The sequence below is a fragment of the Hymenobacter armeniacus genome (assembly GCF_014699055.1).
GTDB lineage: Bacteria > Bacteroidota > Bacteroidia > Cytophagales > Hymenobacteraceae > Hymenobacter > Hymenobacter armeniacus.
Window position 1 is genome coordinate 901,012 of sequence record NZ_JACXAC010000002.1, and the last position, 16,759, is coordinate 917,770.

General features: G+C 63.7%; 10 protein-coding genes. All 10 read right to left on the reverse strand.

What is annotated here, in order from left to right; all coding sequences use genetic code 11:
• Positions 1-11: 11 nt before the first annotated feature.
• Complete coding sequence (locus IC234_RS08155; RefSeq protein ID WP_190923349.1) at positions 12-3,239, reverse strand: SusC/RagA family TonB-linked outer membrane protein; 3,228 nt, start codon at positions 3,237-3,239, stop codon at positions 12-14.
• 40 nt (positions 3,240-3,279) lie between these two features.
• On the reverse strand, positions 3,280-3,912 hold the full coding sequence (locus IC234_RS08160) for a DUF3826 domain-containing protein (RefSeq protein WP_190923350.1): 633 nt from the start codon (positions 3,910-3,912) through the stop codon (positions 3,280-3,282).
• A gap of 342 nt (positions 3,913-4,254) precedes the next feature.
• Positions 4,255-5,580 carry a bile acid:sodium symporter family protein gene (locus IC234_RS08165; protein WP_190923351.1) on the reverse strand — a complete coding sequence of 442 codons (1,326 nt, stop codon included), beginning with the start codon at positions 5,578-5,580 and terminating at the stop codon, positions 4,255-4,257.
• Between the two features lie 41 nt (positions 5,581-5,621).
• On the reverse strand, positions 5,622-6,284 hold the full coding sequence (locus IC234_RS08170; protein ID WP_190923352.1) for an aspartate/glutamate racemase family protein: 663 nt from the start codon (positions 6,282-6,284) through the stop codon (positions 5,622-5,624).
• Between the two features lie 185 nt (positions 6,285-6,469).
• Positions 6,470-7,810, reverse strand: coding sequence for a four-carbon acid sugar kinase family protein (locus tag IC234_RS08175; RefSeq protein ID WP_190923353.1), 1,341 nt, complete (start codon positions 7,808-7,810; stop codon positions 6,470-6,472).
• On the reverse strand, positions 7,807-9,051 hold the full coding sequence (locus IC234_RS08180; RefSeq protein ID WP_190923354.1) for a ribulose-bisphosphate carboxylase large subunit family protein: 1,245 nt from the start codon (positions 9,049-9,051) through the stop codon (positions 7,807-7,809). The genes IC234_RS08175 and IC234_RS08180 overlap by 4 nt, the downstream gene beginning before the upstream one ends.
• 158 nt (positions 9,052-9,209) lie before the next feature.
• Positions 9,210-10,112, reverse strand: coding sequence for a TIM barrel protein (locus IC234_RS08185; RefSeq protein WP_190923355.1), 903 nt, complete (start codon positions 10,110-10,112; stop codon positions 9,210-9,212).
• A gap of 141 nt (positions 10,113-10,253) precedes the next feature.
• Complete coding sequence (locus tag IC234_RS08190; RefSeq protein WP_223827536.1) at positions 10,254-11,729, reverse strand: sialate O-acetylesterase; 1,476 nt, start codon at positions 11,727-11,729, stop codon at positions 10,254-10,256.
• Positions 11,730-11,800: 71 nt separating this feature from the next.
• Positions 11,801-14,944, reverse strand: coding sequence for a DUF6298 domain-containing protein (locus IC234_RS08195; RefSeq protein WP_190923356.1), 3,144 nt, complete (start codon positions 14,942-14,944; stop codon positions 11,801-11,803).
• Positions 14,945-15,114: 170 nt separating this feature from the next.
• Entirely contained in the window at positions 15,115-16,746 is a 1,632-nt protein-coding gene (locus IC234_RS08200) for a pectate lyase family protein (protein WP_190923357.1), read from the reverse strand.
• Positions 16,747-16,759 lie beyond the last annotated feature (13 nt).

Consider the following 16,759-nt stretch of genomic DNA (forward strand, 5'->3'; position numbering starts at 1 on the left):
AGGGGTGGGAATTAGAGGCCAATGTTCAAACCGAACGACAGCGACCGCAGGGTGGGGTAGGCGTCGTACGCCCCCGAGTACACCTTGTAGCTGTAGGGGTTGTAGAAGTTGAAGGGGTTGATGGCCGTGAAGTACATGCGCACCGACGACATGCCCAGGCGGCCGGTCAGGTTGGTGGGCAGGGTGTACGACACGTTGGCGTTGCGCATGCCGGCCGACAGCGAGCTCCGGAACCAGAACGACGAAGCCAGGTCGTAGGAAGCCGCGTAGTACGGCGCCGGGTAAGCGGCGTTGGTGTTGTCGGGCGTCCAGTGGTCGGCCCAGAACTCGGGGCGGTTCGACGTGGCCGTGCCCACCTTGCGGGCCGCCGATTCTACCACCGCCTGGCCGCCCCACGAAATGCCCATGGTGGCCGAGATGGTGAGCGACTTGTAGCTGATGGTGGGGTTGAAGCCGATGCCGTAGTGGTTGTCTTTCTTGGGCGTCAGGAAGGTCTGGTCCACGTCGGTGATTTTGCCGTCGGGGGCGGTGTAGTTGCCGTTGGCGTCCTTGGGGCCGCGGATGTCTTCGTAGTACAGCATGCCCGGCTTCAGCGGCAGGCCCTGCACGGTGTAGCCGGGGTGGGCGCTCAGGTAGGCGTCCACGTCTTGCTGCGTGCGCATCATGCCCAAGTACTTGTAGCCCACCACGCCCTGGTCGGTCGATTGGCCCGTCGGGTCGTCCCACTGGCCGAGCTGGCCCCTGGGCACGTCCACCAGAATCTGCTTGTTGTCGCTATAGCTGAAGAAGGTGTTGAGGCGGAACGATAGGTCCTGCGTGATTTTGTCGCCGTAGCCCACCGAGATTTCGTAGCCGAAGCCGTCGACCGACGAGTAGTTCTCCGACGGCAGCGACGCGCCAATCAGCAGCGGGGCCGAGCCCGTGAGGGACGTCAGCATGTTGTAGCGGTGGTCGTAGAAGTAGTCGAAGCCCAGCGAGAGGCGGCCGCTCAGGAACTGGGCGTCGAGGCCGGCGTTGTACTTGGTGTCGTCGTCCCAGCGGGCGGCGCGGTTGGCCAGCGCGTTGTTGGCGGCGAAAATGAGCGGGCGGTCCACGTTGCCGCCAAACACGGCGCCCTTGCCCGTTTGCAGGGCGTAGTTGGTTTGCCAGTTGTAGGGCTTGGTGGCGTCGGAGCCCAGGAAGCCCAGCGAGCCGCGCAGCTTCAGGAAGTTCACAAACGACACGTTGTTCTTGAAGAACGACTCTTCCGACACCACCCAGCCGGCCGAGAACGACGGGAACAAGCCCCAGCGGTACTCCGGCGCGAAGTTGGTGGAGGCGTCGTAGCGCAGCGTGGTTTCAAGCAAGTACTTGCCGGCGTAGTCGTAGTTGAAGCGGCCGGCGTACGACAGCGTCCCCGATTCCGATTCGGTTTCGGTGGTCGTCTGGGTGCCGGTGGCGTAGTTCTGGTTGGGCAGGCCGCCGATGATGACGCCCTCGGCCATGGCCGCCACCCCGTCGGTGCGGGTTTCCGACTGCTCGAAGAAGGCAATGGCCGACACGTGGTGCTGGCCAAACTGCCGGTCGTACGACAGGTAGCCGTTCAGCTGGTAGCTGTCGAAGTAGGTGGGGTTCAGGCGCACCCGGTCGCCGTTGTTCAGGCTCACCACCTTGCTCACGTCGCCGCCGTAAATGTGCTTGTTGGTGCCCAGCATCGTGAACTGGTACACGTTGTACTTCGTGCCGTACTGCTTGCCAAAGGAGTTGTCCATGGTCTTGCTGTACAGCACCCGCGCCTTCAGGCCCTTCAGGAACGGCAGCTCGTAGTCGATGTTGGCCGTCACGTTCAGGCCCGTGTTGCGGGTGGCCGTGAAGTTGTCCGACTTCTGCACCTCAAAGAAGTTGAAGGCGTCGATGGTGTTGGTGTTGCTGCTCGTCGAGAGCAGCGTGGGCAGGCCGTTCACGTAGATGGGCGCGAACTGCGGCGTGTAGAGCAAGCTCTTCATGTCGTTTTCCACGTTCTCGCCCCCCTGCTTGAGGTAGTACATGCGCTTGTTCGACAAGTCGCCGCTCACCGACAAGCCGGCCTTCAGGCCGCGGGCCACCTTCACGTCGGTGCTGGCGCGGTAGGTCCACTTGTTGGAGTTGATGTTGTCGAAGTTGGCGTTCTGGTAGTTGTAAGACAGGCCCGCGAAGTAGGTCACCCGGTCCGAGCCGCCGCTCATGTTCAGGGCGTGGCGCGTCACAATGGCGGGTTGCCAGGCCGTTTTCAACCAGTTGGTGTTGTTGTTTTTGAAGTAGTCCAGCTCGTCGGGGGTGTACATCGACGCGTCGGTGGGCGACTTGCCGGCCGCCGTGTTGAGGTCGTTGAGGTACACGGCCTGCTGGTAGCCGTTCATCATCTTGGGCAACATGATGGCGTCGGCGGCGCCCACCGAGCCGCTGTAGCTGAACTTGGGCGCGCCAATCTGGCCGCGCCGCGTGGTGAGCAGCACTACGCCCTGGCCGCCGCGGGCGCCGTAAATGGCGGCCGCCGCGTCTTTCAGAATGGAAATCGACTCGACTTCCGACTGGTCGAGCACGTTGAAGTCGTCCTCGGTGCGCACCACGCCGTCAATCACGAACAGCGGGCGCAGCGTGCCGCCGTCCTTCGACAGAATGATGGGGTTGCGCACCGTGATGGCGCCGGCGTCGCCGGGGCGGCCCGTGCCGCCGCTCACGCCCACGCCCGGCAGCTGCCCGGCCAGGGCCGTAGAGAGGCTGCCCACCGGCAAATCCTGAATTTTCTGCATATCCACCACGGCCACGGCGCCGGTCAGGCTGGCCTTGGTCTGGGTGCCGTAGCCCACCACCACCACTTCTTCGAGGGCGGCGTTGTCGTCTTCGAGGCTCACTTCGAGCGAGGTGCGGCCGTTCACCGCAATTTCCTGGCTCTTGAAGCCGATGAAGCTGAAAATCAGCGTCTCGTTGCCGGTGGGCAGGTTGAAGTGGAAGGTGCCGTCCGGGCCCGAGCTGGTGCCGGTTTTGGTGCCCTTGATGAGCACCGTCACGCCCGGCAGCGGGTTGCCCTTCGAGTCCTTCACCAGGCCGGTGAAGCCCACGGTGATGCCTTTGGACGATTTGGTCTTGGCCGGGGGGCCAGCCACGGCGGCCTGGGCGGGGTCGGTGCCCAGCAAGGCCCCGCCCACGAGCAGCGCGCAGGCCAGTCGGGTGGGTGCCCCCGCAGGCAGGGGCAAATGGGCTCGTAACGATTGGGACATAACAGTTTGGTGGGTTAAACTGAGAAAAAGGTGAGAAAGCTTATTGAGCGCCGCCGGCGGCTTTGCGGGCCGCGATGCGGGCCTGCCAGTCTTTGCCGGCCTGGTTCATGTCGATGCCAGCAGCCGAGAGGTAGTTGTTGATGCGGCCTTTGTACTTGCCGAACCAAGCGTGTTTCTGCTCCGAGGTGCCGCCGTCCATGGCGTGCTCGCGGGCTTCGGTGAGCCAGGCCAGCATCTGGGCCTTTTGCTCGGCCGTGAGGTTGGGCAGCATGTCGTTGTAGGCCGTCATCGTGATGGGCAGCACGCCGTAGGTCATGCCGTCCTTCACCTGCTCCACCTGTGACGGGGTGAGGCGGCGGCTGAGCTTTTTGAGGTACTGCGGGTGCAGCTTGGCCAGGGCGGCTTCGGTGTCGGCGTCCACTTTGGCCAGCTCGGCTTTGGTGGCGTCGGTGGCGGGCTGGGCCTTGAGGGCGGCCTTGCGGGTTTTCTGCTGCTCGTAGATGTCGTTGAGCTGGCGGTACTGGTCGGCGATGAGGTCGCGCACCTGCACCGAATCCTTGGCCTTCAGGCCGTCAATTTTGGCCACTATTTTGGCTGCCCGCTCCGTGATGGTCCGCGTGTAGGCGGCCTCTTTCGATTCGGCGGGCGCCGGCGCTTGGGCCGATGCTTGCACGAGGGCGGTTGCAGCAAAGAGACCTGTTAAAAACAGGGCCCGCATTGAATTATTCATGTTTCACAGATAGTGCTAGAATGGTAGCAAGTTATCTGTGTTTTTTAGGCCAATTCTGTAAGTTTCAACTAACTTATTGTACGATGTTATCATGAGTATGAAGTTTTGATTAAGCCAACCAAAACCCAGTTGCAGAAAGGGTATTTCTGCTGGCAAAAAGGCCATTTCAGAGGCCAAATTCCTCTTCCTAACCATGCCCCACAAAGTGCCGAATTGGGTGGAAAAAGCCACGCAATCGTTCCCGGAATTTTAGTGCCATATAGTATAATTGCCCATCGAAGCGGCTTAGGCCTCGGGCACATGCGCCACTCTATATAGCGTTTCGGGGGAGGCCTCGGGCGCGGCTACCGGCCGCTTGCGCCAGTAATTGGCCAGAATGGAGCCCGAAATGTTCATCCACGGGCTGAACACGGCGGCGGGCAGGCCCACGGTGCCCAGCTTGCCCATGCTGCCCGCCAGCCCGGAGGCCATGCCGCCGTTTTGCAGCCCCACCTCAAAGGCCACCGTGCGCGCCGAGTTCTTGTCGAGCCCAAACAGCCGCCCCAGCCAGTAGCCGAAGAAATACCCCGCCGCGTTGTGCAGCACCGACGCCAAGAACAGCAAAAAGCCCACCCGCAGCAGGTTGTCGTGCCCCGCGGCCGTGGTCACGGCCGTAAAATAGATGATGCCGAACATGGATAGGTAAGGCATTGCGCTGTCGAGGCTTTGCAAGGCGCTGGCCAGCTGGTGGTAGAGCACGCCCACCACCAGCGCCGCCACAAGGAAGCTGAATATTTCCAGCGCCTGCAGAAGCTCGGGGGTGGGCAGGGCGTTGGCCAGCAACGCCCACAAGCCCAATGGCAGCGCCCCCAGCCACAGCGCGCCGGCGCCAGCCAGCAGGCCCACCGCGCGCCGGGCCGAAGCCGGGGCCGTTTTGAGGTAGTCGTGCAAGAGCGCGGCCATGATGGGCACCAGCACGATTTTGATGATTTCCATCATCATGTTCACAAACTTCACCTCGATGAGGGTGCCGGCCAGCAGCTTTAACAACAGGGGCGTGAGAAATGGGGCCGCCAGCGTGGCCATGGCCGTCACCACCACCGAGAGCACCATGTTGGCCCGGGCCAGGTACACCATCACGTTCGAGGCCAGGCCGCTGGAGCAGGAGCCGATGAGGATGATGCCGGCCGCAATTTCGGGCTCGAAGTGGAACATCCGGGTGAGGAGCAGGCCCATGAGCGGCATCACCGAGAAGTGGCACAGCAGGCCGATGAGCACGCCCTTGCCCGTGCTGCCCAGCCCCGTGAAGTCGCGAATACTCATTTGAATGCCCATGCCGAACATGACCAGCTGCACCACAAGCAGAATCAGCCATTTATTCCGCAAATCAACTCCGCCCCACTGCTTGAACGCGTCTGGGTACATCATGGCGGCCACCACGGCCGCCACTATCCACGCCGTGTACTGATAGCTGCGCAAGGCCGGCACCGCTTTGAAGCCTACTGCCAAGCCCACTGCCGCCGCCACTGCGGCCGGCTGCCAGATGGCCGCGTTTTGCAGAACCACGCCCGCCAGCAGCGCCGCCCCGGCAAGGCCGCTGAAAACCAAACAAAGCTGAAAAAAACGATGCATCAGAAGGCCGCAGAAAAGGTGAATGAGCGAAAGGCCGGACGTTACGCCAGCGCAGCGGCCAGGTGCCGGATGGCAATGCCGGGACTGGCCAGAATGGGCACCCTGCGGTCGGCCGCATCCAAGGCCTCGACCACCCGGGCCATGGAAGCCTGGGCCAAAAGCACCACGTCGACCTGGGTAACCAGCTCCCGCAGCGCAGCGGCCACGATGGCGTCGTGGCGGGCGCCGTCGCCGCTCATCAGCGCTTCGAAAGCGCCTTCGCAGAGCACAGACGTTAACTCAATTGGCTTGCCGGCCCGGGCGGCCCGGCGTTGCACCAGGTCAGCAGTGGGGCCGAGGGTGGTGGGCAGCGTGGCGATGACGCCAATGCGCCGGCCGGTGCGCACGGCTTCGTCGGCCATGGGCTGGTCGACGCGCAGCACGGGGACGCCGCTGAGGCCGGCGGCCTGCTCCACGGCCGCGCCGATGGACGAGCAGGTGACCAGCACATAGTCGGCCCCGCCGGCTTCGGCCGAATTCACGTAGCCCACCACGCGGCGGGCCACGGCGGGCGTCAGCACGCCCTCGCGGTTGATGGTGCGCACCAGGCTGTCGTCGACGATGTTGAAGGTTTGCACGCCGGGCAGGTGCTCGGCGCACAGTTGCTGAAACACGGGCACCAGCGTGGCGGAGGTGTGGATGAGGGCGAGGGTTTTGGGAGGCATGGTGGGGTGAAAGGTGTTACAGAAGATAGAAAAACGGGCGTTCTGAGCGCAGCCGAAGCAGCTCTGCCGCTTCGTGGGCGGGCTGGCGTGGCGCCTTACCCCCGGCCCCTCTCCCCGGGGAGAGGCGAGCCAGCCGATGCAGTAGAGCTGCTTCGGCTGCGCTCGGCACGACGTTCGATACTCATTCAGGTAGGCATGCGGCCTTCGAGCAGCACGCCGAAATATTCCGGCGCGCCCACCTGGCCGCCTTTAAAATTGACTTCGACGCCGTGCAAGGGTGAGCTGGGCGCGGCGGCGCGGCACAGCGGCGCGCCGGGGTACAGCGGCGCTATCATTTCTACTGCCTCGATGCCCATGGCGCGGGCGGCGTAGCTGGAGGTGTCGCCGCCGGCTACCACCACGCGGCGCACACCCGTTTGCCGCACGGCTTCGCGGGCCATGAGGCCCAGGGCCGTGCCGAGGACTTCGGCGGAAAGGCTTGGCGTTGGGCTGCCCGCTCCGCCGTTGGTATGAACGACGACGCTGCGCCCTTGCCGAAGATAGTCAATAACTTGCTGCTGAAAGGGCTCCGATGTATCCGGCAAACCAGCGCCCGCCGCCAGCTCAGGCGCATCGAGCACGACTTCCGCAAAGCCGTTGGCCTTAGCCCAAGCAATCTGCCCGGCCGTGACCGGCGAGCAGCTACCCGACACCACCAGCAGGGGCGCGGCGCGGCCGGGTGCGGGCCATTCCGTTACGGGAGTTAAGGTGTTGTTTGCGGCCCAGAATTGCCCCAGGGCCATTTCAACTCCCGAAGAGCCCACCGAAAAAAGCGGTGCTGTTTCGGTGGCGCAGCTATCGATGGCCGCGCCGATGCCCGGTAGCTGCTCGTCGTAAAGCGCGTCGAAAAGAATGATTTCCGCGCCGTGCTGCACCTGGGCGGCTATTGCTTGCTGCATTTCGGCCAGCGGCCGGGCAATTTGCAGCAGGTCGAGCAGGCCGGTTTTGAACGTGGTTTGGCGGGCGAGGTGCAGGCGCAGGTCGCTTTCGTCGGCGGGCGTGGTGGGGTGGCGGCTCATCGACGGGTGGCGGTCGAGGCGGAAGATGCCGCCGGCGCTGCCGATGCCCAGCCGCGCAAACAAGTTGCCGAAGGCGCAGTAGCGGCCCAGCAGCGGCGCAGCTACCAATAGCGGCACGAAGGCATTGGGAAATATTTTACGCCCTACTTCGATGGCCCGTCCAATGCTGCCAATGGTAGGCGAGGAATCAAACGTGGAGCACACTTTATAATGCACGTGCCGTGGCCGTAGCGCCCGCAACTGCGTAAAAGCCGGCTCCAATACGGCCTGCATGGCCTCCGGCGGCATGGCGCGGGTGAGGCCGGCCACGCCGATGGCATCCAGATGAGGATAAACGGCGAGCTGGTCGGCCGTGGGCGGCTCGATGAACAAGGCCGTGCGCGCCCCGGCCCGGCTCAGGAATTCGAGTGCGTCGGTACTGCCGGTGAAGTCGTCGCCGTAGTAGGCAAGGAGAAGCTGCGAGTTCATTGGCCGCCGAATTTTTGCACGGCTGCCGCGAATTCCGGGTGCTGCGTGGCGGTTTCGGCCAGGCTGCGGCCGTCTACCGCGCCCTGCCAGGCTTGTTGCAGCGCCTGCACGCCGGCCGCCGGCCCCATGGGGTGGGCCAGGATGCCGCCGCCGGCCATGTAGAGCAAATCGGTGGTGCGGGTGCGGCGGTAGGTTTCGAACGCCTGCCCGCCCCACTGGCCCGACGACACCACCGGCAGCACCGGGTAGCCGCCCAGCAGCGGCGCCTGGCAGGCTTCGATGGACGCTACCACGCTGTCGTCGGATTCCCAGAACTTGTTCTGAATGCCGTTGACGTGCAGCTGGTCGACGCCGGCCAGCCGCCACAGCTTCTGGTAGGCCCGAAAGTCGATGCCCAGCAGCGGGTGCCGCGTGAGCATGCCCCAGCCGTTGCGGTGCCCGTGAATAGCCAACGCGCGCTGGTCGCAGATTTTGCGGGTGCCCGCCAGGCCCACGCTGTTGAGGCTCACCATGGCGCAGGTGCCGCCGGCGCGCACCACGTACTCGTAGCGGCGCAGCATGTCGTCGATTTCGCCGCTGATGTTAAAGGCGTACATCACCTTCTTGCCGGTGCGGTCGGCGTGGCGGTTGATGACGGCCATCACGGCATCGACGCGCGCCTCGAAAGGGGAGTTGGCCGCGGCCATCTGCAGCTCGTCGTCTTTCACGAAGTCGATGCCCGCCTCGGCCAGCGTGTGCACCAGCCCGGCCGTTTGCTCCGGCGTGAGGCCGATGCTGGGCTTGATGATGGTGCCGATGAGCGGCCGGCCCTGCACGCCCGTCAGCGCCCGGCAGCCCGCCACGCCAAACGCCGGCCCAGCAAAGTGCTGCGCGTACGAAGCCGGCACGTCAATGTCCATCAGCTTCAATCCCGTGAACTGCCGGATTTCGTACAGATTCCCTTGCAGCGTGGACACCAGCAGCGGCAGGTTGTACCCAAAGTTTTCCACCGACCACGACACCCGCACCCGCGCCCGATGATACAGCCCGCTGCTGCTCGTGGCCCCCGGAATGGCCGGCTCCCGAACCGTTTCCAGCATCTCTACCGATTCCACGCGGGCGGCGAAGCGCTGCTTGAGCTCGGCCGTTTCGCCCGGCACGGCCACGAAGGTGCCGGAGGACTGTTCGCCCGCCAGCACGGCGGCGGCAGCGGCCGGGTCGAAGGGGGTTTCGATGTAGTAGGTGGCGGTGATGCGTTCCATGCGGTGTGTTGTTCTGGCGTAACGCCTCACCCCCTGACCCCCTCTCCTTTGGGAGAGGGGGCACCGGTTCGGCTTCTGGCGTAAATCGTCAGGATTCTCTCTCTGAGGCTTCGCGCTTCAATCGAACCGGAGCTGGGGGTGAGGCGCCCGTTAGGTGTTTAGCTCTGAAAAATCGACTTCAGATAGGCTGCGTTCGCCCCGAAATTCTTCTTCACATTCCGCGGGTCGGCGGCATCGCGCGAGCGTTCAATCACCAACCAGCCTTCCCAGCCCATGTCGGCCAGGGTTTGCTTCACCTTTTTCATATCGAGGCGGGTGTTGTTTTGCAGCCACACGCCGTCCTCGTCGGTGGCGTGCATCTGGCAGATGCGCTTGCGGCCCAAAATCTTGAGTTCCTCGTGCAGGTCGCGGCCTTCCTTGAGCGGGTTCGAGAAATTGAAATAAATCTGGATGTTTTTCGAGCCGATTTCTTTCAGCAAAGCCACTTCGCCTTTGGCATCCAGCGCGGTTTCGATGCCGACGATAACGCCCGCTTTCTTCGCCATTTCGCCCACCACTTTCAGCCGCTCCACAATGGCCGGGCGCAGCTCGGGGTTCTTGCGCAAGTCACCCTGCGTACCCAGCGGCAGAAAAGCCACCTTCACGTTCAGCGCCTTCATGGTGTCGAGGCAGTCCTGAATCATGCGCTGGTAGGTGGGGCGCGTGGCGAAGGACTGGGCGTAAAAACCGGTCATGGCCAGCGAGCATATTTCCAGGTTCAGCTCCCGGGCCTTGTCGATGAACTGCTGGCGGGTTTCGGGCTTGGCGAGCTGGTTATCGAAGGTTTCGCGCTGGCCTAGGCCGCCCATGTCAATTTCCACGCCGTCGGCCCCGATGTCCTTGGTGAGCTGCAGGGACCCCAGCTTCTGCCGTTTCAGAATCATCAAATCCACCACCGCCACTTTGTAGGTCAGCTTCTTTTTGGTGTGAGCAAGGGCAATGGCCCAGCCGGGCAGGAGCAGGCCAGCGGTGAGCAAGGCGCTGGTGGAGAGGAAGTCGCGGCGGGAAAGAAGGTGGCTCATGTTGTCCTGGCGTTCGCCTCACCCCCTGACCCCCTCTCCTCGGGGAGAGGGGGCACCGGTTCTTGAGGACGGTTCGATGGTCTATTATCAGAAAGAATTGCGGGGGCATTTCCAGTGCCCCCTCTCGCCGAGGAGAGGGGGTCAGGGGGTGAGGCGCCCCGTATGGTCGGTGCGAAACGGCCGGGCCGGCAATCCCGCCTCCGAAAACAGGTTGGGCTGCGCCACTTCGTCCCAGCCAAAGCGCACGGCCGTGGGGTGCGGCACGCCCAGCGCCGACACCAGCACCTGCGTACCCAGGATGCGGGCCTGTGCGGGCACAAACACGCCGTCGGTCCCGGCAATGGTGAAGTCCGTCAGCGCCTGGCCGTCTTTGCTGATGAGCGGCGCGGCCGACGCAAACGAGACGGTGGCCACCGCACCCTTTACTTTCAGGCTGCGGAAAACCGGGCCTTCGGCCACTACGCCGGGCGTTTTATAGGTATTCGCCAGCGCCAGCAACGCCAGCCGCCGCCCGATTTCCCACTTGAAGCCGGGATGAATGCCGCCTTCGGTATTAGCCAAATCGGTGGTTTCAATCATGCCGGTGTGCGGCACCTGCAGCACCGCCGCTTGCGCCTCGCGGAACAGCGGCAGGGTTTCGCGCGTGAGCACCACTTTGTCGTGGGTGTCGGAGTACTTGAACGGGGCCAGCGATACGTAGTAAAACGGCATTTTGGGGTCGCCCCAGGCCGCGCGCCAGCTATTGATGAGCGTGCGCATTTTCTGCGTGTACGTCGTGGTTTCGGCCAGAAAGCAGTTGCTCTCGCCCTGGTACCAGAGGAAGCCGCGCGCCGCCAGCGGCGCCAGCGGCTTCACCATCGGTTCCCAGAATTTGCCTGGGTCACCGTCCACTTTCTTGCCGGCAAAAGCCGGGTCTTGGGCAAAAGCGGCTTCCGAAATCCAAGGTTCGATGCGGCTGCCGGGCACCGACGTGGCCACCATGCCCACCGGCACATTGAGGCGCTTGTTCAACTCTTTGGCAAAGAAATAGGCGGCAGCCGAGAACGACCGCAGAGCCGAATCCTGAGCCACGGCCCAGTCGTGGTGTAGAGTGTCGGGCTTGGGCAGGGTCTTGCGGTTGACTAAGAAAATGCGGATGGCAGGGTTGTGGGCCACATTCAGCTCATCCACCGGGTTGGGGCCGGGCAGGTCGGGGCGCGTCACCTTGCTGTTTTTGCGCATGGTGTATTCCATGTTTGACTGGCCCGAACACACCCAGACTTCACCTACCAGAATGTTGCGCAGCCGGATGGTATTGCTGCCGCTGATGACCAGCTCCGCCGGCGCTGCCGAAGCTTTCAGTGGCTTAAGCACCACCTGCCACTTGCCGGCGGCATCGGCTTTGGTACTGAATTTCTGGCCGGCAAACTGCACCGTCACCGCTTCGCCCGGCGCGGCCGTGCCCCAGATGGGCACGGGCTTATCGCACTGCAGCACCATATCATGCCCGAGAATGCGCGGGATGGTAATGGTGGCGTGGGCAGGGATTGACAGGAGAATGGCCAGCACGATGTAGAGACGCGACACTTCGCGTCTCGCCGTTGAACGACGATGGTCAAACGATGACGCTCGAATCATGCTGGCCGAGCAGTTCCGATTGTTCAACGAGGAGACGCGAAGTGTCGCGTCTCTACACGGTTCTATTGTCCTCATTTCTTCCGAATCCAAATAACCTCCGCGCCCGTCGCCGCGCCACTCAACGTCACCGTTTTCCCACCTTTCACCGTTTCCGTCGCGCCCGCGAGCTGCCCGGTTCTCGGATTGATGCGACGCACGGCAAACGTGCCGCTCATCCCCGATAAATCGACCTGCGCCGGCGACTGGCCCTCCCGGTACAGCAGCAGCCCGGTTTTGCCGTCGCTCATCGCCCATTGGTCTGCAGGCTTGCCGGGCAGCTCTATTGGCTTCATTTCCGAAATGGCCGTGGCAAAACCGGCATCGGCCACGCGGGGCAGGCTGGCCATGGAGCCGCCCGCCAGCAGCACCGCCCAACCAAAGGCGTCGTAGCCATCGGCCGAGTAGAGCACGGCTTTGTCGGGGAATTGCTGGCGGTACTCGCGCACGGCCCGATACACCTGCTCGAAGGAACTGCGCTTGGGCGGGGTGAGGCGGGCGTGCTGGCGCGGGGCTAGGTTCTGGCCGCCAGCCGGCGCGTAGGCCTGGCCGTTGAACTGGTAGTGCCAGTAGTTGATGTCGATGACGTCGACCACTTTCGCCCGGGCCGCGTCGGCTAGGATGGCGTCCTGCACTTCCTTGGTGGTGCTCAGGGCGATGGTGGGGTGCTGGCCGGTTTCGGTTTCCCACTCCTTGATGGTATCGAGCCAGAACTGCACGAAGGTGAGCGGCCCGGTAAATTCGGCTCCGATGAGGTGAATGACGCCGGTCTGACCTTTGAAATTGTTGAGGCACTGGCGGATGTAGGCGCGGTGTAGCGGCCGGCGCGTGGCATCGGTCACGTCGTAAAACTGCTCGGCCATGAAGATGCGCTTGTCGCCGGCGTAGGGCGCGGGCTCCGGGAAGCCGGTGTTGTTCACGTTGTTCACCGGGCGCCAGGGGAAATCGGCGTAATGCGCGCCGGCCTCGATGATGTTGTGCTGGAAATAGTGCTGGTTGAGCAGCACGAGGCCCTTCTGGTCGGCCAGGTCGGCGAATTGGTGCAGGCGGCTCCAGTACCAGGCGTTGTACTTGGTGAGGTCGTAGCGGCTGAGGCCATCCCAGGCCAAATCCTTGCCGCTGCGGGCGAAGGGCAACTCGTAGAAAGGCGCCCACACCTCACCATCCATGCGCTTGATGCGCTCGTGGTCGTCGCGCCGGCGCTCGTACCACAGGCCGTAGTTGTGATGCAGGGCCACCACGTTTTGGGCCCGCATCGAGTCGGTCAGCTCCGCCAAGTCATCGGTCAGCCCGCGGCCAATCTGGCCCGGCACGAAGCGCGTGATGTGCGGCTTGGGATTGAGCAGACCGTAGGGGCGGGCGCTGCCGTTCCACCACGGCACCTCCTGGCGGCGGCCCAGCACCAAGGCGTTGCCGCGCACCAGCACGCCCTGCGCCACGTGCAGTGGGGCTGCGTAGGTGGGCGCCGGGGCCGTTTTTACCTTCAGCTTGTCGATGCTCGGCGCCGAGTTTTGGATGGCAATGGGCTGACGCGTGGGCGCCGCTTTCACCAGTTCCAGTACGGTAGGCGCGGGGTTCATCGAGAGGCGCGTGAGCTCCTGGGCCACGGCCACTTTGGGGCTGCTGCTGGCCTCGGTGGGCACGGGGAGTATGATGGCGCGAGCTTTAACACCGTCGCCCAGTCGCTCCTGTAGCTGGGCGTAGTAGAGGCTGCGCGGGTTGATGTTTTCGTTGGATTGGTCCCAGAAGCCATTGCCGCCGAACTGCGCCCAGGTGCCAAATGCCCAGTTTTGGGCCGTGGGTGGCTGGTAGCAGTCGACGCGGGCGGCGGTGCATTGCCAGAACACGCTGTTGGCCACGGCCCATCCTGCTCCCTGCCCGTCCTGCTCGCGGTTGCCGAAGCGCAGGGCTTGGCCGTATTCTTTGATGATGTCGAACAGCACGCCCGAAGCCCAGCTATCCACGCCGCCGCTGAAGCTCAGCGCCTGCTCGGCCTCGCACTGCACGAAGGCATTGGGGCCGGCCGCGCAGAAGCCCAGGGCAAAATCGTGGTAGCCATTCTCGGCGTAGAGCCGCTGAAACAGCGTTTGCGAGCCCAAGGTGTAAAACGTATTGCGCCGCTCGTTGCCTATTTCCGACACCGGCTCGGTCGAAATACAGTCTTCCACCGTGAGGCGGCGGGTGGTTGATTGAGCTAAAACGGCCGAGCCGGCGAAGTGCCGGAACGCCACCTGCCGCACCCAGGCGTCTTGGGCATTTTCAATATCAATGGCTACCCAGCGATGGTTTTCATCTTTGGGATTGGCTGCGTCGAAGGTCGATTCCAACCGCAGATTCTCTACGCCCACCTGCGAAACCAAGCCCGGCCAGGTGTAGCGGGCTACGGTGCCGCCGCCGTAGGTTTGGTCGAGGGCCGTGGTGATGGGTGCATCCAGCGTGACACCATTGGCATCCACGGCCACCACTTGGCGGTCCCAGGCGAGGTCGCGCTGGCCGGGTTTCCAGCCCAGCGAGGACAGGCCGCCGCCGAAGGTTTCCATGCCCAGCCGGTGCACCCAGGCGGCCGTGCTGGGCCGCCGCACCTGCACCCGGTCGCCCACCTTGAAGGTGCTGGCATTGGCAGTTTTGATGGTGCGCGCATTCACCGGCACATACTTGTCGGTGGTGGCCAGCGCGGTTTCAAACTTGCGGTCGTTGCGCCCGCCCACGGTCAGCAGGTGGTCGCGGCTCACGCCCGTGCCGATGACCACGGTGCCGCCCTCGCCCATGCCGGAGCCGCGCAGCACCACGCCCGAGGCGCGAATAAACAGCCGCCCGGCTACCTCATACGTGCCGCGTTCCAGCAGCACCGCGCCGCGCAGCCCATCCTTGCCCAACGGCAAGCCGGCCACATAGTCCAGCGCCGACTGAATGCGCGCCGTGGCATCGCCCGCCTTCACCGGCACCGTCACCTTGATACCCGCCATCGGAATGGTCGCCTCGCCCGCGCGGTAGCCCGCGTAGGAAAAGTCCGGCACCCGGTTGCCCAGTGAATCCGGCGCGTAGCTCAGCTTGCCATCCTTGTACTCGATGGGGCCGGGCGGCGGCACGGGCTTGGCGGGCTTCTGCGCGGCGGCTGGGCCGGCGGCTAGTAAGCCGGAGAGGAGCAGGAGGTAAAAGGTGCGGGTGGGGTGGGGCACAGAGAGGAAAATGGGCGTTTTCAGAGCAGCTTGACAGGAAACCAAAGAAAGAAGAACGTCATGCTGAGCGCAGTCGAAGCATCTCTACCGCGCAACCAATTCATTTTAGTATTGCAGTAGAGATGCTTCGACTGCGCTCAGCATGACGTTCTGAAGGCCAATAAGATGGGTTAGGGCTTCACCGTATTCAGCGCCACCAGGCCGTTGAGGTAGTTCTCAATGTTGGCGTAACCGTTTTTGGCGATGGCCGCCGCGTCGGCGGCATTCTTGGGGTCGAAGCCGTTCTTTTTTTCGTAGTCGTCGGGCATGCCGTCCTTGTCCGAGTCGGTGTAGGGCTTGCCTTTGTAGTCGGGGTAGCCGCCCACCTGCATCGGGTCGGTGATGATGCCCTGCTTGTAGGAATCAATGGGCAGGCGGCGGTGCTCAAACTGCGTGGTGGGCAGCTTCACGTTCTTGATGTAGTCGATTTTGCCGGTGCGCACCTGCTCCACCACGCGGGTGTCCACGGGGTCGCGCTTGGGCAGGGTGGCGCCGGCGTTGTCGAGCACGTAGCCGTAGGCTTTCTCAGCCGGAATGATGGTGATTTCCGGCATCGGCAGGGGTTTATTCACCTTCATGTCGGCCTGGTACTTGCCGGCGTTGGGCTGCTCTTCCACCTGCACGCCGCCGTTCCAGTTGTCCTTGGTGACGTCGGGGAAGCCTTCCACGATGTTGCCGGCCACGTAGGCGCGGCCGTACACCTGGTACTTCAGCTTGCTGCGGCCCGATTCGGGCTTCAGGATGCGGTGGCCGATATTGGTGTCCTTCGGCGTGGAGGGGCCGGGCTTGTAGTAGTTGTTGATGATGTTGTAGAGGGCGCGGTAGTCGCCGCCGTCCACGGAGCGGTGCACCCAGTTGAACATCACGTTGTTGGCGAAGTTGAACACACCGTTCCAGCCAATTGATGGATTGCGGCCCGCGTTGTCGGCCCACAGGTTGCGCATGAAGGTGCAGTTCTCGCCGCCCAGCGTGCTGCCGAAGGCGTGGTTCCAGGTATCGAGCGATTCCGAGAAGATGGAGTTCTGGATGGTGATGTTCACTGTGCCCAATTTCTGCTCTGGAATGCCGGTGCTGTCGTTGTACATGTGGCGGTACATCGACATGTTCTCGTCCAGCCCCCAGCTCGCCGAGACGTGGTCAATCATGATGTTGCCAATCGGGTTGCCGCCGATGGAGTCGTCGCGCCGGCCCACGTTCGTCTCGCCCCGGCGGAAGCGCATGAAGCGCACCAGCACGTCGTGCGTGTTCAGCCACACCGATTCGCCGGCCACGCAGATGCCGTCGCCGGGCGCACTCTGGCCCTCAATGGTGATGTAGGGCGCCCGAATCATGAGCGGCGTCTTCAGCCGGATGATGCCGGCCACGTTGAACACCACGATGCGCGCGCCGCCCTGCTCGCAGGCCTCGCGCAGGCTGCCGGGGCCGCTGTCGGCCAGGCTGGTCACCACAATCACGCGCCCGCCGCGCCCGCCGTAGGTGTAGGCCCCGCCGCCCTCCGCGCCCGGAAACGCCGGGATGCTGGCCTGCGGCAAATCGATGGGCCGGGCCGCCCACGGAATGTAGGGCTTGCCCTCGCGCTGCTCTTTCTGAATGATGGGGTAGGCCTTGTTCCAGGCAATTTCAGACTGCCGGTAGGCGTCCTTCATCATGGCCTCGCTGGCCTTCTGCACGTCCTGCGGAATCTTCGGATACTGGGCGTGGGCCGCGAATTGCGTCGAGAAGAAGAGGCCGAGGGCGCAGAGGGAAGCAACTGGTTTGTTCATAAGCGGGGGTGGG